This is a genomic window from Streptomyces sp. NPDC002643 (assembly GCF_053592555.1).
Genome location: NZ_JBSFVY010000006.1, coordinates 215660 through 242258, shown reverse-complemented (window position 1 = coordinate 242258; position 26599 = coordinate 215660). Strand labels below are relative to the sequence as shown.

Annotated in this window: 20 protein-coding genes and 1 tRNA gene; 5 read left to right on the top strand and 16 right to left on the bottom strand. The window is 71.1% G+C overall.

Translation table 11 applies throughout. The annotated features are described in order from the left end of the window. The first annotated feature begins 223 nt into the window (after positions 1-223). Both ACWD4G_RS11710 and ACWD4G_RS11705 read left to right on the top strand, forming a co-directional pair. Positions 224-1246 carry an ATP-binding cassette domain-containing protein gene (locus ACWD4G_RS11710; protein WP_451292499.1) on the top strand — a complete coding sequence of 341 codons (1023 nt, stop codon included), beginning with the start codon at positions 224-226 and terminating at the stop codon, positions 1244-1246. After that, a complete protein-coding gene (locus ACWD4G_RS11705) occupies positions 1243-2091 on the top strand; it encodes an ABC transporter permease (RefSeq protein ID WP_451292498.1) in 849 nt (282 codons plus the stop codon). Before ACWD4G_RS11710 ends, ACWD4G_RS11705 begins: the two co-directional genes overlap by 4 nt. A 63-nt stretch (positions 2092-2154) precedes the next feature. Here ACWD4G_RS11705 and ACWD4G_RS11700 read toward each other — a convergent pair whose 3' ends face one another. From ACWD4G_RS11700 to pdhA, 6 genes are all read right to left on the bottom strand, one after another. Next, on the bottom strand, positions 2155-3270 hold the full coding sequence (locus tag ACWD4G_RS11700; protein ID WP_451292497.1) for a potassium channel family protein: 1116 nt from the start codon (positions 3268-3270) through the stop codon (positions 2155-2157). A gap of 112 nt (positions 3271-3382) precedes the next feature. Beyond that, positions 3383-4903: a molybdopterin-binding protein gene (locus tag ACWD4G_RS11695; RefSeq protein WP_451292496.1), complete on the bottom strand. Its 1521-nt coding sequence runs from the start codon at positions 4901-4903 to the stop codon at positions 3383-3385. Continuing rightward, positions 4900-6030, bottom strand: a complete 1131-nt coding sequence (locus ACWD4G_RS11690) for a DUF6457 domain-containing protein (protein WP_451292495.1) — start codon at positions 6028-6030, stop codon at positions 4900-4902. Before ACWD4G_RS11690 ends, ACWD4G_RS11695 begins: the two co-directional genes overlap by 4 nt. A 394-nt stretch (positions 6031-6424) precedes the next feature. Further along, positions 6425-7984 (bottom strand): dihydrolipoamide acetyltransferase family protein, encoded by a 1560-nt coding sequence (locus ACWD4G_RS11685; protein WP_451292494.1) that lies wholly within the window; start codon positions 7982-7984, stop codon positions 6425-6427. Then, entirely contained in the window at positions 7984-8988 is a 1005-nt protein-coding gene (locus ACWD4G_RS11680; protein WP_451292493.1) for an alpha-ketoacid dehydrogenase subunit beta, read from the bottom strand. The genes ACWD4G_RS11685 and ACWD4G_RS11680 overlap by 1 nt, the downstream gene beginning before the upstream one ends. Next, positions 8985-10199, bottom strand: coding sequence for a pyruvate dehydrogenase (acetyl-transferring) E1 component subunit alpha (gene pdhA, locus ACWD4G_RS11675; RefSeq protein WP_451292492.1), 1215 nt, complete (start codon positions 10197-10199; stop codon positions 8985-8987). The genes ACWD4G_RS11680 and pdhA overlap by 4 nt, the downstream gene beginning before the upstream one ends. Positions 10200-10388: 189 nt before the next feature. Between pdhA and ACWD4G_RS11670 the strand changes: the two genes are divergently transcribed. Then, entirely contained in the window at positions 10389-10874 is a 486-nt protein-coding gene (locus tag ACWD4G_RS11670; RefSeq protein ID WP_451292648.1) for an Lrp/AsnC family transcriptional regulator, read from the top strand. Positions 10875-10898: 24 nt separating this feature from the next. Here ACWD4G_RS11670 and ACWD4G_RS11665 read toward each other — a convergent pair whose 3' ends face one another. Both ACWD4G_RS11665 and ACWD4G_RS11660 read right to left on the bottom strand, forming a co-directional pair. Next, positions 10899-11489, bottom strand: a complete 591-nt coding sequence (locus ACWD4G_RS11665; protein WP_451292491.1) for a TetR/AcrR family transcriptional regulator — start codon at positions 11487-11489, stop codon at positions 10899-10901. After that, on the bottom strand, positions 11486-13000 hold the full coding sequence (locus ACWD4G_RS11660) for a 3-hydroxyacyl-CoA dehydrogenase (RefSeq protein ID WP_451292490.1): 1515 nt from the start codon (positions 12998-13000) through the stop codon (positions 11486-11488). Before ACWD4G_RS11660 ends, ACWD4G_RS11665 begins: the two co-directional genes overlap by 4 nt. A gap of 147 nt (positions 13001-13147) precedes the next feature. Here ACWD4G_RS11660 and paaN point away from each other — a divergent pair, with 147 nt between their 5' ends. Next, positions 13148-14839: a phenylacetic acid degradation protein PaaN gene (paaN, locus tag ACWD4G_RS11655; RefSeq protein WP_451292489.1), complete on the top strand. Its 1692-nt coding sequence runs from the start codon at positions 13148-13150 to the stop codon at positions 14837-14839. Between the two features lie 6 nt (positions 14840-14845). Here the strand turns inward: paaN and ACWD4G_RS11650 are convergent, their stop codons facing one another. From ACWD4G_RS11650 to ACWD4G_RS11640, 3 genes are read right to left on the bottom strand one after another with little or no spacing between them, the layout of a single operon-like run. After that, the gene (locus tag ACWD4G_RS11650; RefSeq protein ID WP_451292488.1) at positions 14846-15640 is read right to left on the bottom strand and encodes a TrmH family RNA methyltransferase; all 795 of its coding nucleotides are present in this window, start codon (positions 15638-15640) and stop codon (positions 14846-14848) included. Between the two features lie 21 nt (positions 15641-15661). Next, positions 15662-16963 (bottom strand): HTTM domain-containing protein, encoded by a 1302-nt coding sequence (locus ACWD4G_RS11645; RefSeq protein WP_451292487.1) that lies wholly within the window; start codon positions 16961-16963, stop codon positions 15662-15664. Then, complete coding sequence (locus ACWD4G_RS11640; RefSeq protein WP_451292486.1) at positions 16960-17808, bottom strand: DUF5819 family protein; 849 nt, start codon at positions 17806-17808, stop codon at positions 16960-16962. Before ACWD4G_RS11640 ends, ACWD4G_RS11645 begins: the two co-directional genes overlap by 4 nt. A 321-nt stretch (positions 17809-18129) precedes the next feature. On the opposite strand from ACWD4G_RS11640, the gene ACWD4G_RS11635 reads away from it, so the two are divergent. Then, positions 18130-19341, top strand: coding sequence for an acyl-CoA dehydrogenase family protein (locus ACWD4G_RS11635; RefSeq protein WP_451292485.1), 1212 nt, complete (start codon positions 18130-18132; stop codon positions 19339-19341). A gap of 121 nt (positions 19342-19462) precedes the next feature. Here ACWD4G_RS11635 and ACWD4G_RS11630 read toward each other — a convergent pair whose 3' ends face one another. From ACWD4G_RS11630 to ACWD4G_RS11610, 5 genes are all read right to left on the bottom strand, one after another. Then, entirely contained in the window at positions 19463-19792 is a 330-nt protein-coding gene (locus ACWD4G_RS11630; RefSeq protein ID WP_451292647.1) for a rhodanese-like domain-containing protein, read from the bottom strand. Between the two features lie 250 nt (positions 19793-20042). Then, a complete protein-coding gene (locus tag ACWD4G_RS11625) occupies positions 20043-21110 on the bottom strand; it encodes a J domain-containing protein (RefSeq protein ID WP_451292484.1) in 1068 nt (355 codons plus the stop codon). Between the two features lie 75 nt (positions 21111-21185). After that, entirely contained in the window at positions 21186-22613 is a 1428-nt protein-coding gene (locus tag ACWD4G_RS11620) for a DUF2252 domain-containing protein (protein WP_451292646.1), read from the bottom strand. Between the two features lie 223 nt (positions 22614-22836). Then, positions 22837-25647, bottom strand: coding sequence for a beta-L-arabinofuranosidase domain-containing protein (locus ACWD4G_RS11615; RefSeq protein ID WP_451292483.1), 2811 nt, complete (start codon positions 25645-25647; stop codon positions 22837-22839). Between the two features lie 393 nt (positions 25648-26040). Then, positions 26041-26124 (bottom strand) — tRNA-Leu (locus tag ACWD4G_RS11610). Positions 26125-26599 lie beyond the last annotated feature (475 nt).

The window sequence follows — 26599 nt, the reverse complement described above, 5'->3', positions numbered from 1 at the left end:
GCCGGTGGGGAACTCGTCCGCGAGTACGCGACGGCCGCGTCGGTGTCGGGGGCTCGGCGGTTTCTCGTGCGGCGATTTCGCGCGGCGGTCCGTGCGTCCACCGATGAGTTGCGGCGATTCGTTCGGCCACGATTCGTGCCGCCACCGATGAGTTCCGGCCGCGGCGGCGGTCTCCCCTTGCACAGCCCCGGACACCGGGCCCGTACACGGAAGGAACGCAGACATGAGCCCACAGACGTCCGGCCTCGCGATCGAGACCGCGGGTCTGGTGAAGACGTTCGGCGAGACCCGGGCGGTGGACGGCGTCGACCTGGCTGTTCCGGCCGGCACGGTCTACGGCGTCCTCGGCCCGAACGGCGCCGGCAAGACGACCACGGTGAAGATGCTCGCCACCCTGCTGCGCCCCGACGGCGGCGAGGCCCATGTCTTCGGTCACGATGTCGTCCGCGAGGCCGACGAGGTACGCGGCCGGGTGAGCCTGACCGGACAGTACGCCTCGGTGGACGAGGACCTGACCGGTATGGAGAACCTGGTGCTGCTGGCCCGCCTTCTCGGCCACGACAAGCGGGCGGCCCGGCGCCGCTCCGGGCAGCTGCTGGAGGCGTTCGGGCTCAGCGAGGCCGCCGGGAAACAGGTCAAGCACTACTCGGGCGGCATGCGGCGCCGCATAGACATCGCCGCGTCCATCCTCAACACCCCCGACCTGCTGTTCCTGGACGAGCCGACGACCGGCCTCGACCCGCGCAGCCGCAACCAGGTGTGGGACATCGTGCGCGCGGTGGTCTCCCAGGGCACCACGGTGCTGCTGACCACGCAGTATCTGGACGAGGCCGACCAGTTGGCGTCCCGGATCGCCGTCATCGACCACGGCAGGGTGATCGCGGAGGGCACGAAGGGCGAGCTGAAGGCGTCCGTGGGAGCCGGTTCCGTCCATCTGCGACTGCGTGACGCGGCGCAGCGGCCCCAGGCCGAGGAGGTGCTGCGGATCGCGCTCCACGCCGAGGTGCAGCGGGACCCGGACCCGGTGGCCCTGACCGCGCGCGTCGGCGCCGGCTCCACGAACGGGCAGGGGGCCGCGGAGGCCGCGGCCCGCGCGCTGGCCGAGCTGGCCCGCTCCGGCATCACCGTCGACAACTTCTCGCTGGGCCAGCCCAGCCTGGACGAGGTGTTCCTCGCCCTCACCGGACACGACACCCAGGCCCACGACCCCGAGGTCGGCGACACGAAGGACGAGGCGGCCGCATGAGCACCGTGACCCCCACCGAGAGCAAGGAACTCGCCCCCGTCAGCGCCGAGTCGCTCGCCGAACTGCTCATCGCCAAGGAACGACCGCCGAGGCCCAGCGCCCTGTCGGCGTCCCTGACCTTCGGCTGGCGGGCCATCCTCAAGATCAAGCACGTACCGGAGCAGCTCTTCGACGTCACCGCCTTCCCGATCATGATGGTGCTGATGTACACCTACCTCTTCGGCGGTGCCCTGGCCGGCTCCCCGAAGGAGTACATCCAGTTCCTGCTGCCGGGCATCCTGGTGATGTCCGTCGTCATGATCACGATGTACACGGGTGTCTCGGTGAACACGGACATCGAGAAGGGCGTTTTCGACCGATTTCGCTCGCTGCCGATCTGGCGGCCGTCGACGATGGTCGGCTATCTGCTGGGCGACGCGCTGCGGTACGCGATCGCGTCCGTGGTGATGCTCACCGTCGGACTGATCCTCGGCTACCGCCCGGACGGCGGGTTCGTGGGTGTGGTCCTCGGTATCGCCCTGCTGATCGTCTTCTCGTTCGCGTTCTCGTGGATCTGGACGATGTTCGGGCTGATGCTGCGCTCGGAGAAGTCCGTGATGGGCGTCAGCATGATGGTGATCTTCCCGCTGACCTTCCTGTCCAACGTCTTCGTCGACCCGACCACCATGCCGGGCTGGCTCCAGGCGTTCGTCAACAACAGCCCGATCACCCATCTCGCGTCGGCGGTCCGCGAGTTGATGGCGGGCGACTGGCCGACCGCCGAGATCGCCTGGTCGCTGGGCTGGTCCGCCCTGTTCGTGCTGGTCTTCGGCCCGATCACGATGCGGCTGTACAACCGCAAGTAGCGTCGGCGCAGGAGAGCGTCCCGAGGGCTGCTGCCCTGCGGCGCTCTCCTGTCGTCACGGTCCCTACGGCAGATGCCGGGTGTCCCCCTGTGGCAGATGCTTGGTGTCGGGGGCGACCCTGGTGCTCGGGGTGGCCCGGACGATGGTGATCAGCCGGTCCGCCACCTGGAGTTGACCGATGGACGGGTCGTCATAGCCGAGCACCCGATGGCCGCGTACGACGCTGACCACCAGGTCCTCCGTCTCCCGCACCTTGCGCCCCACCTCGGCCTTGACGACGGGCCGTTCGACGATGTCGAGCCCGCTGCCCTGCTGGATCAGGTCCTCCATGACCATGCCGGCGGCGGGGCTGAGCACGGAGAGGCCGAGCAGCCGCCCGGCCGCGCTGGCGCTGGTGATGACCGCGTCGGCCCCGGACTGCTTGAGCAGCGGCGCGTTCTCCTCCTCCCGCACGGCGGCCACGATCTTCGCCCCGCGATTGAGCTGGCGGGCGGTCAGCGTGACGAGGACGGCCGTGTCGTCCCGTGCCGTCGCGATGATGATCTGCCGCGCCTTCTGCGCCTCGGCATGGAGCAGGACCTCGCTACGGGTCGCGTCGCCGACGATCCCCACGTATCCGTCGGCCGTCGCCGCCTCGATGACCTTGGAGCTGGGGTCCACGACGATGACCTGGTCCTTCCTCAGCCCCGTCGCGCAGACGGTCTGTATCGCCGACCGCCCCTTCGTACCGAAGCCGACAACAACGGTGTGCTCCCTCAAGGTCGCCCTCCAGCGGTTCAATCGCCATTCCTCGCGGGTGCGTTCCGTGAGGACCTCCAGCGTGGTGCCGACCAGAATGATCAGGAAGAGCACCCGCATCGGTGTGATCACAAGGATGTTGGTGAGCCGGGCCCCGTCGCTGGCCGGGGTGATGTCGCCGTATCCGGTGGTGGAGAGGCTGACGGTGGCGTAGTAGAACGAGTCGAGCAGGTCGACGGCGCCGTCGGAGTTGTCGTTGTACCCCTCATGATCGGCGTAGACGATGAACGCGGTGGCGACCAGCACCAGCAACGCCATGGACAGACGCTTGCCGACCTGGCGGATCGGGCGCTCGACCTCCCTCTTCGGCAGTCTCAGCTGATGCGTCGCCACACGCTCGTCCTCGTTGCGGGCAATGGCGTCATGGCCCGGCAGTTTCACGTGAAACACTCCCCGCTTCGGCGTACAACACCTTGCTGCGCTTCGCCCCGCTCCACCTCGTGTTTCACGTGAAACATCCCTAAGGCCATGACCAGTTGGACATGCGGATGTTTCACGTGAAACACACCTGGATTCCCGCTGTCGCCCACGGTAGATCGAGCAGTTCCAACGCCTGACCGGGCCGAGCGCCACCGGGCGGCACAACAGCAAGGGCATCAGCGGTCGCGATACCGCGCAGCATCGCCGGGCCGTTGTAGTGCAGCGGCACGGCGGCGTCACCGCGCAGAGCGACGGGAATCAGCCGGGTGTCGTACGGGTGCCCATGCGCCGACTCCCGCAGGGGCAACGCATACGGCTCCTGGGCCGCGTGCCCGGCGAGGGTCCGCAGCAGTGGCTCGGCGAGCGTGAAGAGTCCCGATACGGCGGCCAGCGGGTTGCCCGGCAGACCCACGAGGTGCTGCCGCTCCTGTGTCCGGGCCAGCAGCATGGGGTGGCCCGGGCGCACCTTGACGCCGTTGACGAGGAGTTCGGCACCGAGGCGGCGCAGGGTGGGGTGGACATGGTCGACGGGTCCGGAGGCCGTTCCGCCCGTGGTGACGATGAGGTCGGCCGTGGACGTACGGACGGCCTCGTACAGCGCGTCGGCGTCGTCCCCGAGGCGGCGTACGGCGGTGACCTCGGCGCCGAGCGCGCGTAGCCAGGAGGGCAGCATCGGGCCGAGGGCGTCCCGGATCAGACCGTCACGCGGGAGGCCCTCGGTGAGCAGTTCATCGCCGAGGACGAGCAGTTCGACCCGGGGGCGGGGGAGGACGGTCAGGGTGTCGTAGCCGGCCGCCGCCGCGAGGCCGAGCGCCGCCGGGGTGATCAGCGTGCCCAGCGGCAGCAGTTGGTCGCCGCTGCGGCACTCCTGGCCACGGGGGCGGATGTCCTGGCCGTGGGCGAGGTCCCGGGTGGGGTGCAGGCGACCCTTGTCGTCCGTGCGGCCGTGTTCGCTGCGCAGTACGGCGGTGGTGTCGGGCGGGATACGGGCGCCGGTGGCGATCCGGACCGCCTCGCCGTCGGTGAGCCGCCCGGACTCGGCGTGCCCTGCCAGCACCCCGTCCGCCCGTACGTCCCAGGGGCCCGGCCCGGCGACCGCCCAGCCGTCCATCGCGGAGGTGTCGAAGGAGGGGAGGTCGGTGAGGGCGGTGAGGGGGGCGGCGAGAACGAGGCCGAGCGCGTCGTCGACGGTGACGGAGATCGGGGTGCGGCGCCCTCCCGAGCGGGCGGCGCGCTCGGCGATGGCACGGGCCTCGGGCCAGGGGGTGGATCTGTGGTGGCTGTCGTCCTTGGCGGAGTGGGCGCGGTGGTCTCCCGGCGAACGGTCGCCGCCTGTGGAGGAGTGACCGCCGTGAGGGGGTCTGCCGCCTTGCGGGGAGTGGCTGGCTTGGGGGGAGTGGCTGGCTTGGGGGGAGTGGCTGGCTTGGGGGGCGTGGCTGGCTTGGGGGGCGTGGCTGGCTTGAGACGAGTGGCCGCTTGGGGAGGGTGCTTCCCGTCCGGAGCGTGGTTGGTCCCGCCCCCGGTCGCCCCTGTCGTTGGCCACGGCCAGCGCCTCCTCCACGTCGAGTTCGTCGGCGTCCTGAGCGGCGGTCATCCGGCGTCCGGGGTGCTGTCGGGGGCGGCGGAGGCACCGCCCGGGCCAGTACCGGACGCGGTGTCCGTGCCGGAAGCGGGGGCGCCGCCCTGCTTGCCACCCGGCTCGGCGTCGGGGGCGTTCTCGTCGGCCCAGCGCAGGGCCAGCGCGGAGGCCTTGCGAGCGGCCTCCGCGACCGCTTCGGGACCGCCCCCGGCCTTGGCCGCCGCGTACCCGACGAGGAACGTGGTCAGCGGGGCGGCGGGCCTGGCCACCGAGTGCGCGGCATCACGGGCCAGATCGAGCAGCTCGCGGATGTCGACGTCCAGGTCGATCCCCAGCTCGTCCTTGACTGCGGAAATCCATTCATCCAACACGTGGCCATGCTCCCTGATCCGTGCGCGGGCGGCGGCGATGTCGTCCCAGGTGTCGCAGTCGAAGGACGCGACCGGGTCGGTGATACGGGTGAGGTGGAGCGCGGCGATCAGCCGCCGCAGGGGCAGCCCGGCCGTCCCACCGTGCTCGGCGGCGAGCCGGGCCAGCTCCCGTCGCAGGGCATCGGCCCGGTAGGCGGCCACCAGGGGCTGATCACGACCGTCGGGGTCGGTGAGCAGGACGCCTTCGACGGAGGCTGGAGGGGGACCGCCTTCGACGGGGGTGCGGGCGGGAGTCCCTTCGGCGTCGGCGGGCACGGGCATGCCCTCGGCGGCGGACCCGGGCGGAGGGCCGCTCGTGTGCTCGTCGAGCGGCGGCGTGGTCCGGCCGTCGCCATCGGCGTCACCGGCGCGCAGGGCCTCGACCAACCGCCGTACCGTCTCCTCCCCCAGGAACGGCAGGTCGGCCGAGAGGACCACGACGTACGGAGCGGTGGTGTTGCGGAGCCCGGCGTCGAGGGCGGCGAGCGGGCCGCCACCCGGGGGCTCCTCGCGGGCCCAGAGCACGGGTCGTGCGGTGGGGCGGGGATCGGCGACGACCACGGTCGTCCCGGCTCCGGCACAGGCGGCCAGCACCCGGTCCAGCAGAGCCCGTCCGCCCACACGGACTCCGGGTTTGTCCGCGCCACCGAGCCGCCGGGCGGCACCCCCGGCGAGCACGACGGCGTCGTACGCCTCGGCACCGGGGCCGCCCGGAAACTCGTACGCGGTCATCCCCCGAGTATGCGTGCCCCGGCGATCACAGGGAACGCGGGGGAGGCGGCGCGGTGGGAGCCGGGGTGAGGTCCGCCGGCAGAGGTGCGCGTCCTTGCGGGGAGGCGGCGCGGGCGGGAGCGGCTGCGAGATCCGCCGACAGCGGAGACGGGCCCCGCCGCACGGCAATGCGGGCGGAGCCGGAGCAAGGTCCACCGCCAGCGGAGCCGGGCCCTCGCGGGCGGAGCCGGAGCAAGCCCGCCGAAAGCGGAGGCGGGCCCTCGCGGGCGCAGCGGCGCCGTCGGAGCCGGAGCGAGGTCCACCGGCGGCACGTGTCCGGCGCGGCGGCGCGTGAGCGCGGCCGGATGGCCGGGCCGGGGCCTCCACCGGCCCGGGTCGGAGTGCGCGCGGCCGATCAGAGTGTGCGCAGCAGCACCGCCGGTTGTTCGACGCAGTCGGCGACATGGCGCAGGAAGCCGCCCGCCGTGCCGCCGTCGCAGACCCGGTGGTCGAAGGTGAGCGAGAGCTGCACGACCTGCCGTACCGCCAACTCGCCCTGGTGCACCCACGGCTTGGGGACGATACGGCCGACGCCGAGCATGGCCGCCTCGGGGTGGTTGATGATCGGCGTGGAGCCGTCGACGCCGAAGACGCCGTAGTTGTTCAGCGTGAAGGTCCCGCCGGTCAGCTCCGCCGGGGTCAGCGTCCCCGTCCGCGCGGCCTCCGTCAGCCGGGCGAACTCGGTGCTCAGCGACTCCGCGTTCCTGGTGTGGGCGTCTCGCACCACGGGCACCACCAGCCCCCGCTCGGTCTGCGCGGCGAACCCGAGGTGCACCTGGTCCAGCCGTACGACCTCGCGGGCCGCCATGTCGACCGTGGAGTTGAGCTCCGGGTAGCGGGCCAGCGCGGCGGTGCAGATCCGGGCGAGCAGCGCGAGGAGGGAGATCTTCGGGCCGCCGGTGGCATTCATCGCCGTACGGGCGTTCATCAGCTCCGTGGCGTCGGCGTCCACCCAGCAGGTCGCGTCGGGGATCTCCCGCCGACTCCGCGACAGCTTGTCGGCGACGGCCCCGCGAATGCCCCGGAGGGGGACACGTGTGCCGGGGGCGGTCTCCGCGCGCGTGGAGGCCGCGAGGGGTGGAGCAGCGGATGCGAGGGGCGGCGCGGACAGGGGCAGGGGCTGCGGGGACATGGCGGCGGGCCGCGCGAGGGGAGCTTCCGGTGCCGAGGTGCCGGCGGTGACAGCCGGTCCGGCGGTCCGCAGCGCGTACTCCACGTCCGCCCGAAGGATCAGGCCGTCGGGCCCGGAACCGCGCACCTTCCGCAGATCCAGACCGTGCTCGCGCGCGAGCCGACGCACGAGCGGTGAGATGACCGGCACGGGGCCGTGGGGCCGCTCGGGGGCGGCAGTCGACGCGGGTCCGCCGGGCCTCTCGGGAGCGACCGAGACAGGCCCTTCGGTCCGCCCGGGAGCGGCGGTCGGCGCGCGTGTCACATCGGGCGCGGCGAGTGCCATGGGCGCGGCAGGCTCAGCGGCGGCCGATGTCGACGGAGTGGGCCGAGCGGGCTCACCCGGCCGAGCCGGCTCCCCCGGCCGTACCCTCCTGCGCCGTGCCGGAGGCGCTCCGGTGCCGTAGCCCACCAGCACGTTCCCGGAGCCCTCGGTCTTCCCGGCGGAGCCGGTGCCCTGCGCCGTGCCGGGGCTCCCGGCGCCGCCGTCGGCGACCGGCGGTCCCACCGCCACCGTCAACAGCGGTGCCCCCACGGGCAGTTCCGTGCCCTCCTCGCCGAAGCGGGCGGTGACGACGCCGCCGTAGGGGCAGGGGACCTCGACCATGGCCTTGGCCGTCTCGACCTCGACGACGGGCTGGTCGACGGCGACGACGTCCCCGACCTGGACCAGCCAGCGGACGATCTCGGCCTCGGTGAGCCCTTCGCCGAGGTCGGGCAGCTTGAACTCCAGCACCTGGGCCATCAGCTCTCCGCCTCCCACTGCAGCCGCCCCACCGCGTCCAGAATCCGGTCGACGCCGGGCAGATGGTGACGCTCCAGCATCGGCGGCGGATACGGGATGTCGAACCCGGCGACGCGCAGCACGGGCGCCTCCAGGTGGTGGAAGCAGCGCTCGGTGACCCGGGCCGCGATCTCGCCGCCCGGTCCGCCGTAGCCGCCGGACTCGTGGACGACGACGGCGCGACCGGTGCGCCGTACCGACGCGGCGACGGTCTCGTCGTCGAAGGGCACCAGGGAGCGCAGGTCGACGACTTCGAGGTCCCAGCCCTCGGCCGTGGCCGCCTCGGCGGCCTCCAGGCAGACGGGGAGGGACGGCCCGTAGGTGATGAGCGTGGCGCTGCGGCCGGTACGGCGCACGACCGCGCGGCCGATCGGCTCGACGGTCCGCGGTTCCTCGGGGTTCCAGGAGTCCTTGGACCAGTACAGACGCTTGGGTTCGAGGAAGACGACGGGGTCGTCGGAGGCGATGGCGGCGCGCAGCAGCCCGTAGGCGTCGGCGACGGTGGCGGGCGTGACGACATGGAGCCCCGGAGTCGCCATGTAGTACGCCTCGGAGGAGTCGCTGTGGTGCTCGACGCCGCCGATGCCGCCGCCGTAGGGGACGCGGACGGTGATGGGCAGCGGCATCGCCCCGCGCGTGCGGTTGCGCATCCGGGCGACATGGCTGATGAGCTGTTCGAACGCCGGGTAGGCGAACGCGTCGAACTGCATCTCCACGACCGGCCGGAGCCCGTACATGGCCATGCCGACGGCCGTTCCGAGGATGCCGGCCTCGGCGAGCGGAGTGTCCGTGACCCGGTCCTCGCCGAACTCCTCGGCGAGCCCGTCGGTGACCCGGAAGACCCCGCCGAGGGTGCCGACGTCCTCCCCCATGACGTGCACGGTGGGATCGGCGGTCATGGCATCCCGCAACGCGCGCGTGAGGGCCTGCGCCATGGTGGCCGGCTTGAGGGCGACGGTGGTCATCGGCCCGCCCCTTCCGCGCGCCCGGCGCCTGAGACCGACCCGGCGGCGCCTCCGGCGTGCCCGGCATGCCCGGTGTGGTCCGTGTGGGGCTCGGCCTCCGCGGCCAACTCGGCCCGCAACTGAGCCGCCTGCTCCCGCAGTTGAGAGGTCGGCTCGGCGAACACATGGGCGAAGAGATCCATGGGGTCCAGCGCCGGGTCCTGGTTCATGCGCTCGCGCAGATCGGCGGCCATGGCCTCGGCGGCGTCCAGCACGGCCTGGATGCCGTCGTCGTCGAGGAGCCCACGCTCCGTCAACTCGTGCTCCAGGAGCGCGATCGGGTCATGAGCGCGCCATGTCTCGACCTCGGCGTCCACGCGGTAGCGGGTGGCGTCGTCGGCGTTGGTGTGGGCGTCGATGCGGTACGTCACCGCCTCGATCAGCGTGGGACCACCACCCGCGCGCGCGTGGGCCACGGCTTCGGCGAGCACCTGGTGCACGGCCACCGCGTCGTTGCCGTCGACCAGCCGGCCCGGCATCCCGTACCCGACGGCCTTGTGGGCCAGAGAAGGAGCGGCGGTCTGCTTCTCCAGCGGTACGGAGATCGCGAAGCCGTTGTTCTGGACGAGGAAGACGACCGGGGCCTGCCAGACGGCCGCGAAGTTGAGCGCCTCGTGGAAGTCGCCCTCACTGGTGCCGCCGTCGCCGACCAGGGCGAGCGCGACCACGTCGTCCCCCTTGAGGCGGGCGGCGTGCGCGAGCCCCACGGCGTGCGGGAGCTGGGTCGCGAGCGGGGTGCACAGGGGCGCGACCCGGTGCTCGTGGGGGTCGTAACCGGTGTGCCAGTCGCCGCGCAGCAGGGTGAGCGCCTGGACGGGGTCGAGGCCGCGGGCGACGGCGGCGAGGGTGTCCCGGTAGCTCGGGAAGAGCCAGTCACGCTGCTCCAGGACGAGCGCGGCGGCGACCTCGCAGGCCTCCTGACCGGTGCTGGAGGGGTAGACGGCGAGGCGGCCCTGCTTGGTCAGGGCCGTGGCCTGCGCGTTGTACCGGCGCCCGCGGACCAGCTCGGCGTAGAGCCGGCGCAGCAGGGCGGGATCGGCATCGGCCGCCGCGTCGGTGCCGAGCACGCGATACGGCCGGGCGTCGGGCAGCAGCGGAGCGGGGTCCGTACGGGGCTGCCAGGCGGGCGGCGGTGTCGGGCGGTACGCGCCCCGCTGCTCCATGACCGTCATACGGCACCTCCTCGTGGGAGCGGCTGTGGGACACGGCACGGCTGTGACGCGTCTCACCTACCGATTGTTCGGTCGATGACGCATTTTGGCTACAGGCACCCTCAGGCTGTGGACAAACGGTTCTGCACAGCCTGCAATGAACGCAGTACGTCCATGGTAGGGAGGCGGGGGAACATGGCACCTGAACAAATGGCCGAGCCGCCGGAGCACGGCCCGGCCCTGCCACCCCCTCGACCGCTGGACGCCATAGATCAGGACATCCTGCGCATGCTCCAGGCCGACGGCCGCGCCTCGATACGGTCCGTCGCCGAACGCGTCCATGTCTCCCGCGCCAACGCCTACGCCCGTATCAACCGCCTCATCGAGGACGGCGTGATCCGTGGCTTCGGGGCGCGCGTGAACCACGAACGCGCCGGAAACGGCACCTCGGCCTACATCACCCTCAAGATCGTGCAGAACTCCTGGCGCACGGTCCGCGAACAACTCCGCCAGCTCTCCGGCGCCGCTCACATCGCCCTGGTGGGCGGCGACTTCGACGTCCTGCTGCTGGTGCACACCCCGGACAACAGAGCCCTGCGCGAGGTCGTCCTCACCAAACTCCAGGCCATCCCGGAGGTCCTGAGCACCCGCACCCTGCTGGTCTTCGAGGAGGAGGACGTGGAACCGGAGGGGTGAGCCGCACAGGGCGGCCGATGAGCATCACTGCTCCCTGCGGAGCCCCCCGAAGACCACCTGGACGACCGCGTCGGAGACCTCGCGTTCGCCCATGCCACGGCCGTCCGGGCGGTACCACTCCACGATGGAGTTGATCATCCCGAAGACGAGGCGGGTGGCGAGGCGCACCTCCACGTCGCCGCGTACGTCGCCTTCGGCCGCGGCGGCCTTCAGCAGCTCGGCGACCCGGTGGTCGAAGTCGCGGCGCCGCTCCAGGGCCCAGCGCTCGGTGGCGGTGTTCCCCCGCACCCGCAACAGCAGCGTCACGTAGGGCAGTTCGGTGACGAGGACCTCGACCATGCGTCGCACCACGTACTCCAGGCGCTCCACGGCGCGCCCCACGCGCGCGTGGTCCTCGTCGAGGATGCCGAAGAGCCCGTCGATCGCCCGGCTGACGGCCCGGCGCAGCAACTCCTCCTTGCCGGCGACGTGGTGGTATATCGACGACTTGGAGATGCCCGCCGCTTTGGAGAGATGCTCCATGGACGTGCCGTCGTAGCCGCGTTCGTTGAAGACCTGGACGGCGACGGAGAGCAGCGATTCCGGGGTGTAGGTGTCACGCTTGGCCGTGGTCATGAGGTGCCCTCCCGCTTCTCGGCAGCGTGTCCATGGCGATACAGCGCCAGAGAGGGCGCGTAGCGGCCGGAGGGTTCCCGCAGATGCAGTTCCTCCAGCAGGTCGTGCGCCCAGACCCGGCCGATTCTGCGGCTCCATTCGAAGGGCCCCAGCGGGTAGTTGACGCCGAGCCGCATCGCCGTGTCGATGTCCTCCTCGGTGGCCACGCCCTTGGCCACGGCGTCGTGCGCGAGGTCGACGATCCGGGCCACCGTGCGGGCGACGATCATTCCCGGGGCGTCCCCGATGACGCTGACGGCCTTGCCGAGCGCCTGGAAGAGCCCGATGGCCTCGGTGAGCGTCTGCTGAGCGGTGTCCTGGGAGGCCGACAGGGCGATCCGGGTGGCCCGGCGGTAGTCGAGCGCCAGGTCGAAGTAGACGACGTCCCGGAACTCCACGGACGTCTGACCGTCCGCGAGCGCCAGTTGACCGCCGCTCGGCAGGACGAGCCGGGTGCCGTGGTCCTCGTCGTCCTCCCGTACGGGGATGCCCGCCTCCCGGATCAGGGTGAGCAGTTCGCAGGCCGGTCCCAGATCGCCCTCGGCGACGACGTACGCGGGCGGCCGGACCGGTTCGGCGGTGTGCGGCTCGGGCGGCTCGGCGCCGTCCGTGTAGTCGTACCAGCCCTGTCCCGTCTTGCGGCCGAGCCGGCCGGACTCGACGAGCCGGCGCTGGGCCAGCGAGGGCGCGAAGCGCACGTCCTGGAAGAAGGCCCGCCACACGGAGTGGGTGACCGACTCGTTGACGTCCTGCCCGATCAGGTCGGTCAGCTCGAACGCGCCCATCCTGAAACCGCCCGACTCGCGCAGGACCGCGTCGATCGTGGCCGGATCGGCGGCCTGGGCCTCGTAGACCGCGAAGGCCTCGGCGTAGAACGGCCGTGCGATGCGGTTGACGATGAAGCCGGGGGTGTCGGCGCAGGCGACGGGGGTCTTGCCCCAGGCACGGGCCGTCTCGTACGCGCGCGTGGCCGATGTGACGTCGGTGGCGAACCCGGAGACGACCTCGACGAGCGGCAGCAGCGGCGCGGGGTTGAAGAAGTGCAGGCCCACGAAGCGCCCGGGCAGCCTCAGGGCACCGCCGATGGCCGTGACGGAGAGGGAGGAGGTGTTGGTGGCGAGCAGACAGTCCTCGCCGACGATGTCCTCCAGCGCGCGGAACAGCTCCTGCTTGACGTCCAGCCGCTCCAGGACGGCCTCGACGACGAGGGCGCAGTCCGCGAGACCTTCGAGGCTCTCCACGGCGTCCAGCCGGGCGCGGGCGGCGTCGCGTTCGGCACCCGTCAGTCGGTCCTTGGCGACGAGCCGGTCGAGCCGGGCTCCGATCGCCTCGACGGCCTGCGCGGCACGCCCGGGGGCGGCGTCGTACAGGCGTACGGGGTGACCCGCGACCAGCGCGACCTGGGCTATGCCCTGGCCCATGGTGCCCGTGCCGACGACGGCGACGGGGCTGCTGAGGTCAAGTGCTGACATGCCCGCGATCCTCCCGCACAGGGTTTTCCACAGAAGGGGCAGGCCCCCTTGTCCCGACCGATCGTTCGGTTACTCTAGCCGTGTCAGCCTGTTCCTGCCCAGGTCAGGGCTCAAAGAAGAGCTCCTGACGTGAGGAGTTGGTCCCGCATGGCCGCCGCACTGTCCGCGCCCGATCTGATCGCCAAGCACCGGCCCACCCTCGACCAGGCGCTGGAAGCGATCCGCACGCGCGCGTACTGGTCCCCGCACCCCGAGCACCCCAAGGCGTACGGCGAGAACGGCAGCCTGGGCATGGCCGAGGGCAAGGCCGCCTTCGACGCCCTCCTCGGCACCCGCATCGACCTGGACCAGCCCGGCACCGACGACTGGGTGGGCGACGAGACCTCCCCGTACGGCCTGGCGCTCGGGATCACCTATCCGCACGCCGACATCGACACACTGCTGCCGGCGATGAAGGCGGGGCAGCGCGCGTGGCGCGACGCGGGCGCCGAGGCGCGCGCGGTGGTGTGCCTGGAGATCCTCAAGCGGATCAGCGACCGCACCCACGAGTTCGCGCACGCGGTCATGCACACCTCCGGCCAGGCGTTCATGATGGCCTTCCAGGCGGGCGGCCCCCACGCCCAGGACCGCGGCATGGAGGCGGTGGCGTACGCGTACGCGGAACAGGTCCGCACCCCCGACAACGCCGAGTGGACCAAGCCGCAGGGCAAGCGCGACCCGCTCACGATGACCAAGCGGTTCAAGCCGGTGCCGCGCGGGATCGCCCTGGTCATCGGCTGCAACACCTTCCCGACGTGGAACGGCTACCCGGGCCTGTTCGCCTCCCTCGCCACCGGTAACGCGGTCCTGGTCAAGCCCCACCCGCGCGCCGTGCTGCCGCTCGCCCTCACCGTCCGGGTCGCCCGCCAGGTGCTCGCCGAGACGGGCTTCGACCCGAACCTGGTGGCCCTGGCCGCCGAGCGTCCCGGCGAGGGCATCGCCAAGGCCCTCGCGGTGCGCCCGGAGATCCGCATCATCGACTACACGGGCTCCACCGCCTTCGGCGACTGGCTGGAGGCCAACGCCCGCCAGGCGCAGGTCTACACGGAGAAGGCCGGCGTCAACACGGTGCTCGTCCACTCCACCGACGACTACAAGGGCATGCTGTCCAACCTGGCGTTCTCGCTGTCCCTCTACAGCGGCCAGATGTGCACCACCCCGCAGAACCTGCTGATCCCCCGCGACGGCATCACCACCGACGAGGGCCCCAAGTCCTACGACGAGGTGGTCACCGATCTCGCCAAGTCGGTCGGCGGTCTGCTCGGCGACGACGCCCGCGCGAACGCCCTGCTCGGCGCCATCGTCAACCCCGATGTGAAGGCCCGCCTCGAAGCCGCCGCCGCTCTGGGCGAAGTCGCCCTCGCCTCACGGGAGATCGCCAACCCCGAGTTCCCGGGCGCGGTGGTGCGTACGCCGGTGATCGTGAAGCTCGACGGGGCAAAGCCGGACGACGAGGCCGCCTACATGAACGAGTGCTTCGGGCCGGTGTCGTTCGCCGTCGCGGTCGACTCGGCGCAGGGCGCGGTGGAGCTGCTGCGGCGCACGGTCCGGGAGAAGGGCGCGATGACGGTCGGCGCGTACACCACCTCCGGTGAGGTGGCCGAGGCGGTGGAGGAGGCGTGCCTTGAGGAGTGCGCCCAGTTGTCGCTGAACCTCACGGGTGGCGTGTATGTGAACCAGACGGCCGCGTTCTCGGACTTTCACGGGTCTGGTGGCAACCCGGCGGCGAACGCCGCGTTGTGCGACGGCGCGTTCGTGGCCAACCGCTTCCGGGTGGTGGAAGTACGCCGGGACTCCTGAGGCCCCCTAACAGGCCCTCGCGCCCCCGGTCGCACTCCAGTGGTACAGCGTCATCGCCACACTCGTCGCCAGGTTGTAGCTGGAGACCTGGGGGCGCATCGGCAGGGACAGCAAGTGGTCGGTGCGTGCGCGGAGTTCGGCGGACAGGCCGCTGCGTTCGGAGCCGAAGGCGAGGACGGCGTCGTCCGGGAGCTGCACGCCCCGGATGTCGTCGCCCTCGGGGTCCAGCGCGAACAGCGGGCCGGGCGGCAGTTCCGCCACCTCCAGTCGCTCCACGGCGGTCGCGAAGTGCAGGCCCGCACCACCGCGTACGACCGTGGGGTGCCAGGGGTCCAGCGTGCCGGTGGTGACCACCCCGGTCGCCCCGAAACCGGCCGCGAGCCGGATCACGGCACCGGCGTTGCCCAGGTTGCGCGGATTGTCGAGGATGATCACCGGGGCGGTGCGCGGGGTGTGCGCGAGCGCCGCCAGATTGGTCGCGCGCGCCGGGCGTACGGCCAAGGCGGCGACCGCCGTGGGGTGCGGACGCGGCACGAGCGTGCGGTACGTCTCCTCCGGGACCTCCCACAGCAGCTCCGCGAGCCGGTCCCGTACGTCCGGGGCCAGCTCGTCGGCCAGGGCGAGTGCCGCCGCGCGGTCGGCGGCGACAGCCACCGGGACCTCGGCGCCGAAGCGTACGGCGTGCTTGAGGGCGTGGAAGCCGTCCAGCAGCACGGAGTTGTCGACGCGCCGGTGCCAGGCCCGTACCGGGTCGTCGGGCGCCGCCGCGTCGGCTGGTGTCGCGCTCGCCGGGTCGTTCATACGGTGCAGCCTATGCGTCGTTCAGGCGGTGAAACCGACGTGCGCCTGCTCGGCGTCCTGCTTCTGCTGCGCGGCCGGTGCCCGTTCCTCGTCCGGGTCCGGCGACGCGCCGCCGCGTCCCGGGAGCACCCGGCGTACGACGCGGGCACGCGCGCGTGACACCCAGCCGCCGAGGCGCTTCAGGAAGGGCGTCGGCAGGAAGACGGCGTCGGCGGCGATCATCGCGAGCGAGAAGAACGGCAGGCCCAGCACCAAGGCGATCACCGCGTGCTCGGTCATCATGACCGCCAGCAGCACGTTCTTGACGCGCCGGTTGAAGAGTGTGAACGGGAAGGCGACCTGGACGAGAACCGTCCCGTACGTCGCCAGCATCACCATCGTGCCGCTCGACGACATCAGGTCGGAGAGCATGGGCCAGGGCGAGAAGTAGTCCAGGTGGAGCGGGTAGTAGACGGCGGTGCCGTCCTGCCAGCGCGAGCCCTGGATCTTGTACCAGCCGGCCGCAGCGTAGATCAGACAGGCCTCGGCCATGATCACGAAGAGGGCGGCGTTGTGGACGAGGTTGCCGATGATGTCGAACACGTTGTGGGACCTGCCGTACCGGTCCACGCGGCACACGAACCACCACAGCGCGTACACGACCCACAGGCCCCAGAAGATCACCAGCCAGCCAAGGCTGAGCAGACCGCCGAAGGTCACCACGAGCAGGGCGAAGCCGAGCACGGCCCACAGGGTCGGCCCGACACGGTCCTCCGGCTCCTTGCCCTCGCGCAGGGCGCGCGCCCGCGTGCGCCGGGCGCGTCGGGCGTCCAGGGACCAGACCTGGCCGCAGCGGACGAGGACGAGGTAGATCGACATCAGATGGATGACGTTGTCGCCGCCGTCGCCCATGAAGACGCTGCGGTTCTGCAGCGACAGGACGCCCACCATGAAGAGCACGCTCGCGACACGGGTGCGCCAGCCGAGCAGCAGCATGAGGCTCGACAGCATGGCGAGCGCGTACACGATCTCGAACCACACCGCGCTGTCCGACCACATCAGGACGGTGAACGCCTCGTTGTCCACGGTGAGTCGCTGGGCGAGATCCCAGCTCCAGGGCCCGTCGGGGCCGTACAGCTCATTGCGGTGCGGGAACTCGCGCAGCAGGAACAGGAGCCAGGTGAGCGAGAATCCGATACGGATGATCGCGCTCTGGTAGGGGCCGAGCGCATTGTCCGTGAGGCGGGTGATGCCGCCGGCGACGACCGAGGAGAGCCGCGCCCGGGCACCGGCGGGAGTGCTCGGGTTCGACGCGTTCAGGGTGCTCGGGTTCGGTGAGCTCACTGGGCGCTCGCCCCCGTCCGGTCGGCGTCGCCCTGATCGTCGGCCATACGGTCGCTGTCGGTCACCGTCCACCAGGACAGCTCTCGGACAACGGGTTCCTCGGACACCGTTTCCTCGCTCCAGTCGGGCGGCCGCACATTCGTGGTGCGCGACCGGACCTGTATACGGTCGATGACCCCATCGGCGCCGCCGACCTCTTCGCGGTCGAGACGGAGCATCACGATGCGACGCAGATAACGCTCGGACAGCTCACCCCGGGAGGTGGTGGCGCGGTTCTCGGCGTCGTGCGAGGCGACGTAGAAGTCCCAGGCCCGGCGCAGCTCGTTCTGCTGGGTGTGGCTGGGAATGAGATTGCCGTCGATGGCGGCGCCGTCCTGGGCGGACAGGTTGTACCAGCCGGTCGTGCGGACCTCACCGCCCGAGGTGCGGACCTCGGCACGGACCTGCACGGCGATGTTCTGCTGCAACGGGTTCGGCGCGAACAGCTTCCAGTTCTGCTCGAACTCCGGGTACACCCATTCATCGACCGCCTGACCGTGCTGCTTCGTCAGTGTGTTCGAGGGCGCGATATGCAGAAACACCAGCACGAGGTGCGCGCACGCTCCCACCGCGACGACGGCCAGCGCGAGCGCCACGGCTATCTGGTACGGGAGGGGGAGCGCGGCGATACCGGTGGTCGGCTGCGACGCCGGTCGGCCCGGTGGGGCCGGTGGGGCCGGTGGGGCCGGTTCCGTTGCCGGTTCCGCCGGTTGCGCGGTTTGCACCGGGGCAGGGGTCGGGGAGGCGGAGCCCTCGGGCTCGTCCGGCTCGCGCCGGACGTTCGAGACCTCGTCGTTCGCGTCCATTCCGCCCCGCTCCCCGATTGCCGATTCCGGTCCGCTACCCACCGGAACTTACTCAGCCGTGTCCATCCGGCACAGCCTCATCGGCCACACCAGTCACATCGTCACACCGATCACACAGCACGCACGAGGTTATCCACAGCGGGGGACACCTTACGGCGGCATGGCCCACCATTGAGCCAAGGCGAGCGCCCGGACCGAACGATCGGTAGATCGATCTCCGCGATCGGGTGCCTCGCCGACAGCGCCATTCCCTTCTTCTAGAACCTGTTCTATCTTGACGCCCCGTCATCGGGGACTCGGGCGACACGGAAGGGCAAAACCGTGGACTTCACCTTCACCGAGGAGCAGCAGGCGGCGGGCGAGGCGGCGAGGGCGGTGTTCGCCGGGGTCGCCCCGGACGGGGTGCCGAGCCCCTCTCTGGTACCGGGCGCCGTGGCCGACGACTTCGACCGCGCCCTGTGGACGAGGCTCGCCGACGCGGACCTGCTCAGCCTGCTGCTGGACCCCGCGTACGGCGGTTCGGGGCTGGACGCGATCGCCCTCTGCCTGGTGCTGCGTGAGTCGGCGAAGGTACTGGCCCGGGTGCCGCTGTTGGAGAGCAGCGCGGCCGCGGTGGCCGTACAGGCGCACGGCGGCGAGGAGTTGAAGGCGGAGCTGCTGGCCCGGATCGGCCGGGGCGAGACCGTACTGACCGTCGCCGCCCACGGCCGCACCGGCCACGACCCCGCCGAACTCGCCGTCACCGCACGGCGGGAGGACGCCGGCGCTTGGGTTCTGGACGGCGTGCAGACAGGGGTGCCGTGGGCGTACGACGCCGACTTCGTCGTCGTACCGGCGACGGTCGTGCCCACCGTCGTCCCCGAGGTGCCCGAGCCCGACGCGACAGCCGTCACCAAGGGGCCCCGGCACCTACCGGGTTCCGGAAGCCAGGTCGTGCTCGCCCTCGTCCCCCGGGTCCACGAAGGTGTCGCGCTCGCCGAGCAGGTCTCCACGAGTGGCGAGCGGCTGGCCGAGCTGCGGCTGGAGTCGACCCGGATCGCCGCGCGGTACATCATCGACGCGGAGGGCGCGTGGGAACGGCTGAGGGAGCTGCTGACCACCGGGACCTGCGCGCTGGCGCTCGGGCTGGGGGAGGCGGTGCTCGGGATGACCAGCGACTACGCCGGCAAGCGGGAGCAGTTCGGGTACCCGATCGCCACGTTCCAGGCCGTCGCCGTGCAGGCCGCCGACCGTTATATCGATCTGCGCGCGATGGAGGCGACCCTGTGGCAGGCCGCCTGGCGGATCAGCTCGGGCGCCGGGGGCGCGCTACCCGCCGCCGGTGACGTGGCCGTCGCCAAGATCTGGGCCTCCGAGGGCGTACGCCGGGTCGTGCAGACCGCGCAACACCTGCACGGAGGCTTCGGCGCCGATGTCGACTACCCCCTGCACCGCTACCACGCCTGGGCCAAGCACCTCGAACTGTCCCTCGGCCCCGCGGCGGCGCACGAGGAGGCCCTCGGCGACCTCCTGGCCGCCCACCCACTGGGCTGAGCGCCTCGCACGCCGGCAGTGAGGGCGCGCACCAGCTTCCCGCGCGCCCCTACGACCCGGTCTGGCCCCGTCTGCTCCGGCCTGCCCAGGTCCGATGCCGCGGGCTTCCCGACATCCGTCCCTAGAGGACGAACCCCGCCCCGCCCTTGTCGTCCACCACCGGGCGGCCGGCGGCTGCCCAGACCTGCATACCGCCGTCGACGTTCACCGCGTCGATGCCCTGCTGCACTAGATACATGGCGACCTGCGCCGAACGCCCGCCCGAGCGGCAGATCACATGAACCCTGCCGTCCTGCGGCGCCGCCTCGGTGAACTCGCCGTAGCGCGCCACGAACTCGCTGATGGGGATGTGCAGCGCCCCTTCGGCATGGCCCGCCTGCCACTCGTCGTCCTCACGGACGTCCAGCAGGAAGTCGCCGTCCTTGAGGTCCGCGACCTCGACCGTGGGCACACCAGCTCCAAGATGCATGCGTCCGACGCTACCGGACCGCCGGCCGACCCCCGACCGGCCGCCGAAAGATCACCGGGGAACGAGGATCACCGGGGAACACGGAGATATACCGAGATACGCCGAGAAGCACCGAAGATCGGCAACGAACCCGGCCGAGCCGACCACCCGGCTGCCACTCCGCTACCCCTTCATCAGGCGACCTCCTCAGGCGACCCTGCTCAGGCCACCTTCCTCGGGCATCCCTCTCGGGCTACCCCTCTTCGCCGCCCCGCGCCCCCTGCCCCAGCAACCCCGCCAGTTCCGCCTCCCGCTGTGCGACCTCCGCCAGCAGTTGCTCGGCGATCTCGTCGAGGAGGCGGTCGGGGTCGTCCGGCGCGAGGCGGAGCATCGAGCCGATCGCCCCCTCCTCCAAGTCCCGGGCGACGACGGAGAGCATCTCCTTGCGTTGGGCGAGCCATTCGAGGCGGGCGTAGAGCTCCTCGCTGCGACTCGGCCTGCGCTCCTCGGGCACGGGCCCCGCGGCCCACTCCTCCGCCAGCTCCCGCAGCAGCACCTCGTCGCCTCGGCCGTACGCGGCGTTGACACGGGATATGAACTCGTCGCGCCGCGCGCGCTCCTTGTCGTCCTGGGCCAGGTCGGGGTGGGCCTTGCGGACCAGCTCGCGGTAGAGCCTGCGGGCCTCGTCGCTCGGCCGGACCCGCTCAGGGGGCCGGACCGGCTGATCGGTGAGCATCGCCGCGGCCTCGGGGAACAGCCCATCCGAGTCCATCCAGCCGTGGAAAAGCTCCTCCACGCCCGGCATGGGCATGACCCGCGCCCGCGCCTCCTGAGCCTTGCGCAGATCCTCGGGATCACCGGTCCGCGCGGCCCTCGCCTCGGCGATCTGGGCGTCGAGTTCGTCGAGTCGCGCGTACATGGGGCCGAGCTTCTGATGGTGCAGCCGGGAGAAGTTCTCCACCTCGACCCGGAAGGTCTCCACCGCGATCTCGAACTCGATCAACGCCTGCTCGGCCGCACGGACAGCCCGCTCCAACCGCTCCTCGGGCCGCTCCACCCCCGCAGACTCACGAGCCCCGCCACCTTCACCGGCCCCGCCGACCACGTTGGCCCCGCCGACCGAGCCGCCCTCATCAGCCCCGTGGCCCTCATCGGCCCCGGCGCCGTCGCCGGCCTCGTCGGCACCCACTCCATCGACGGACCCGGCCCCCGCGCCGGACTCGGTGGACTCGGCGCCCTCCGCGGACTCCGCGCCCGCGACGGGCTCAGCAGGCTCGGCGGGGCGGTCGAACGGGGACTGATCGGCTTCCGGGGTCGTCACCCGCCCCAGCCTAGGCCACACCACGGAACCCCATCGAAGCCCTCCGTCGCCGAGCCCACCGCAGGTGCCCTCACGTCACACCCCCGTCTCCGCCGCGATCCGCCCCGCCCGCACCGCCGCCACCAGATCCGCGTGGTCCGCCTCCGTACGGTCGGCGTAGACCGTGGCGAACGTGGCGATGGCCTCGTCGAACTCCTCGTTCTTGCCGCAGTAGCCGGCGATGAGCCGAGGATCGGCACTGTGCGCGTGGGCACGGGCCAGGAGCGCACCGGTCATACGGCCGTAGTCGTCGATCTGGTCGGCGGAGAGTTCCGCGGGGTCGACGCTGCCCTTGCGGTTGCGGAACTGGCGGACCTGGAAGGGCAGTCCGTGGACGGTGGTCCAGCCCAGCAGGATGTCGCTGACGACCTGCATCCGCTTCTGTCCCAGAACGACCCGGCGGCCCTCGTGGCTCACCTTGGGGACGTCGAACCCGGCCGCCGCGAGGTGTGGCTCAAGTGCCGAGGCGCGGGCCTCCTTCACCTGGAGGACCAACGGCTCACCCCGGTGGTCCAGCAGCAGCACGACATACGAGCGCGTGCCCACGCTGCCGGTGCCGACCACGCGGAACGCCACATCGTGCACGGCGTACCGGGCGAGCAGCGGGTGGCGGTCCTCCGAGAGTGTGGTCAGGTAGTGCTCCAGGGAGGCGGCGACCGCATCGGCGACCGCGTCGTCCACCCGGCTCAGCACGGGCGGGGCGTCCACGAAGCGGCGTCCGCCGCCCGCCACCTGCTCGGTCGCCTTGGCCGCGAAACGGCCGCTGGTGTTGGCCCGGGCCTTCTCGGAGACCCGCTCCAGTGTGCCCAGCAGATCGTGGGCGTCGCTGTGCGAGACCAGTTCCTCGTCGGCGATGGCGTTCCACGCGTCGAGTGCCGGGAGCTTGGCGAGGAGCCGCATGGTGCGCCGGTAGGCGCCCGCCGCGTCGTACGCGGCCTTGCGGCAGATGTCCTCGCCCACGCCTCCGACACGGCCGGCGAGCACCAGGGAGGTGGCGAGCCGCTTGAGGTCCCACTCCCAGGGGCCGTGCACGGTCTCGTCGAAGTCGTTGAGGTCGATGACGAGGCCGCCGCGGGCGTCCGCGTACAGGCCGAAGTTCGCCGCGTGGGCGTCGCCGCAGATCTGGGTGCCGATCCCGGTCATGGGCGTACGGGCCAGATCGTGGGCCATGAGTCCGGCCGCGCCGCGCAGGAACGCGAACGGGCTGGCGGTCATCCGGCCGACCCTTATCGGGGTGAGGGCGGGGATACGGCCGCGGTTGGACTCCTCGACCGCAGTCACCGCGTTCGGCCGGTCGTCGGTGAGCGTCAGCTCGGCGTGCGCGGCGCGCGGCACCCGCTCGCGCAACGCCTTGCCCTCGTCCTTGGGTGACCCCTCCACGGGCCACCTGCCGAACCCGGGCACCCACGAGACCCGCGCCGCCGCGTCCGCACCCGCGCGGGTGGCCGCCGACGCCGCCCCCATCTCCGGCTCCACCGCTGTCGTACCGCTCACGCCGCCCTCGGTCACACCGACCGCCTCCCCCGCACTCTGTCGTACACGAACATCAACTCGTGACGACGGTACCGCCGACGGCGAAAACGCGTCACAGCCTGTGGACAACTCCGCGCCCGTGCCGTCCGTGCCTGTGGAAAACCCACTCACGGGCGCTCGGCCCGGCCGCACCGGCCGGGCCGAGCGCCTCGCGTCACGCCTCGTACGTCGCGTTCGCCGCGGTCGTGATCACCGCCTGTCCGTCGGCCCGGCTCAGCAACTCGGCGGATACCCAGGAGTTCACCGTCGACTGCACGCGCGCGACGAGCGCGCCCTTGTTGGCGAACGGCGCCCCGGCCCAGATCTCGTCGAGCAGGGTCGTGCCGTCGGACTTCGCCGGGTTGGCGACCCCGGAGTCGGTACCGCCGAAGTGGACCTTCGGCTCGGCCCGCCTGATGTAGGCGTGCGTCGGGTCCTCGGTCCCCTCGTGGAAGGGGGCGAACTCGGTGCCGTCCAGCGTGTAGTGCAGGGGCTTTCCGCTCACCGGGGTGAGGGAGGGCAGCAGATCCCCGGAGAGGCCGGCGTTGCGGTACAGGCCGAACGACAGGTAATCGGTGGCGCTGTTCCTGCCGACCAGGTTGACCGGCCCGTAGAACAGGGTCTGCAGGGACGGGTCGTCGAGGGCCTTCTCCACCCTCAGCCGGAACGGCATGGTGATGCGTACGACATCGCCGCCGCGCCAGGTGCGGGACGGGATCGTGAAGTAGCTCCCGGGGGTCGGAGTGCCGCTCACCTCGGCGCCGTTGAGGGTCACGCGGAAGCCCGCGGTCGCCCAGGACGGCACCCTGAGCCGCAGTTCGAAGGCCGCGCTGCCGCCGCCGATGGTGATCGTCGTGCCCTGCTCGCGCGGGTAGTCGGTGGTCTGGGTGACGGTCACGCCCTTGGCGGACCAGTTCAAGGTGGTCGCGCTGTAGAGGTTGACGTAGAGGGCGGTGCCGTCGGCCTTGGTGAAGTACACGGAGTCCTGGTACTTGGTGGCGCTCTCCATGCCGGTGCCCTCGCAGCAGGTGGTGCCCTGCTTGGGGGTGTAGTCGCGCACATGGCCGGGCTTCAGGCCGATGAAGTACGTGACCAGCGGCTTCTCCGCGTCGGCCGTGTCCTGCTTGGAGCCGAGCACCTGGTTGAACAGGGCACGCTCGTAGTAGTCCATGTACTTCGGGTCCTGCTCATGGAAGAACAGGGTCCGGCTGAGCTTGAGCATGTTGTACGCGCAGCAGGTCTCGGCGTTGGTGTCGCTGATGGTCCCCGAGATGACCCCGCGCGCCTTCCAGAACTCACCCGTGCTGGTGCCGCCGATGCCGTACATGCGGGGCGGGACGACCATGCCCCAGAAGTTCTTCGCGGCGGTCAGATAGCGGGCCTCCCCTGTCGCGTCGTACAGGCGTACGTAGCCGGTGAAGATCGGGATGTGCTGGTTGGCGTGCAGCCCGTCGAGGATGTCGGTGTTCGCGGCGCAGGCGTCGATGAGCCGGTCGAGGTCGAACAGCTTGGCGAGGGCGAGATGGTCGGCCTTTCCGGTGAGCGTGTACAGGTCGACGATCGACTCGACGATGCCGCCGAACTCACCGCTGGAGAAGATCCCCCACATCCGTTGCAGGGTGGCGTCGGGCAGCTTGGACAGCCGGGAGTACATCCAGTCGCACATCCCGGACGCCAGGTCCAGCGCCCGGGAGTCGTCCGTGGCCAGATACGCGTCCAGCAGACCCCTGAGGATCTTGTGCGCGGTGTAGTAGGGCGCCCACACCTTCGTGTAGTCGCCGCTGGTCATCGACTCCAGTTCGATGAACTGCGTCTCCGGATACGCGGCGAGGAATCCGGGATGGCTCGGGCCGCCCCAGGTCCGGCGCAGCGTGGCGGTGAGCCCGCGCCCGGAGGCGTCTTCGAAGGTGCCGCCGTCGGTGGCGGAGAAGTAGTACGAGGCCAGGTTGCCGAGCCCCGCGGTGGAGTTCTTGGCCTCGTTGGTCTGCAGCGAGGTGATCTCGGCGGCGGTCAGGGCCCGCGAATAGACGTTGAACTCGTCGAAGGCGCCCGCGTACACGGGGTCGGTTGGAAAGTTGGACCGACCCAGCCAGTTGTTCGTCAGGGTGCCGAGGACGGAGGGGTTGAGCGTCATCGAGGTGTTCGTGGCGACGGGGCTGCCGTTGACGTACAGGGTGCCCGTGGTGCCGGAGATGGTCACCGCGAGATGGCTCCACTGGTTCAGCGGAAGCGCGGCGGTGCCGTTGAGCCCTTGTTCCGAGCCCGGCCCGTTGGTGGTGATGGCGAACCTCGGCACGCCGCTGCCGTTACGGGTGGCGAGGTACATGTACCGGGTGGTGTTGTCGCCGAAGTCGAAGACCCGCTGCCAGTTGGCGTTGTGAGTAGGCTTCACCCAGACCGACAGGGTGATCTCCGCGGAGCCGCCGAGCACGGCGGCGGGGAGGTCGATGTACTGGTACGAGCCCCGGACGTTCTCGTGGGCGCCGCCCCACTTGCCGGTGACGGCGAGCATGCGCGGATCGGTGCGCAGGGCGGCGCGCACCTCGGTGAGCGCGCCGACCATGGTGCGGATCTTGTCGGCGTACGCCTGGTCCCCGGTGGACGCGTACGCCTGCGACAGCATGGTCATGAAGTGGCCGGTGTAGTGGCCGCGGAGGTTGCCGTTGGCCTCGCCGTCCAACCCCTCCCAGCCGCCGGGGGCGACCGCGCCGCCCGTGGAGAGACCGGCGTTGGCGCGGAAGACCTGCAGGAGGCGGTTCACGTCGTAGCCGCGGCCGTGGTCGAGCATCAGCTGCCGCTTGCCGGCGAACAGGCCCTGCCCGAGGGACACGTCCTGGAGCTCGAACGGCCGCACCGACCAGGCGGAGGGCGCGGGAAGGGCGGCGGCGGAGGCGCGACCACCGCCCGCGCCGAAGGAGACTCCCGGTACGGCCGCGGCGAGGATCGCGGACTGGAGGAGGAATCGTCTGGAGAGGGGCGGTGCCATGTGCGCCTCGTCTCTGGCTGGGGGTGGGGCGTGGAAGAGACACGGAAACCGCAATGTTCGAAATCGCGAACGTTGTACGAATTTCCGACCAGAAGATAGGTATGAGGCAGGCGGGCGTCAACGGTGTGGACGGGATTCGTCGGATCAACCTCCATCGCCAGACCCGCAGTTCTCGCCGGAACGATCAACCCATCACGCACCGTTTCACGTGAAACATCACCACCCGTGACGTGATCAGGAACTCAAGATCCCCACCGAACCCCCTGAGAGACTCCTCACACTTCACAGGCCCGATGGCCGGCCGGAGAGCGACCCAAGAGGTCGTGGAAGCACGTGAGTGAGGACACAAAAAAGAAGCGGTCCCATCGTGATCACGATGGGACCGCTTCGCTGTGCGCGAGGGGGGAGTTGAACCCCCACGCCCTTGCGGGCACTGGAACCTGAATCCAGCGCGTCTGCCTATTCCGCCACCCGCGCATTGGGTGTGTCCTCAGGCCCTGTCCTTGCGGGCTGGCGCCTTCCGACATCGAGAAGATTAGCACGCTGGGGAGGGTGCGTTCACATCCCTTGTCCATGGCCGACGAGGACGCACGTCGCCATGTCAGGACCTGCCCGCACGGGCCGAACCCGGGGGCCTCCGGGCGCGTATCAACCAGTGCTGGTTCACGTATCAACCTCGTACCGGTCCTGGCCATCTCTCCTGGAGGAGGACAGGGTGCACAGTCGGGTGCGGGACACTGGTCTCGCGCCGCCTCTACGATCCTTGGCAGAGTGCGGACGGGGGTAGTTCGAAGAGGAGCTCCCGTGGGAATCCGGCAGGGGACTTCAGTGGGCGTCGACACCGGTGACACCGGTCGACCGGGCCGACAGGGGGAACCAGCCGATTTCCCGGTGCGTGGATACGATCAGTAAGCAGTACGGACGCAGTACCCAGAGCGGTGACGACGGAGGA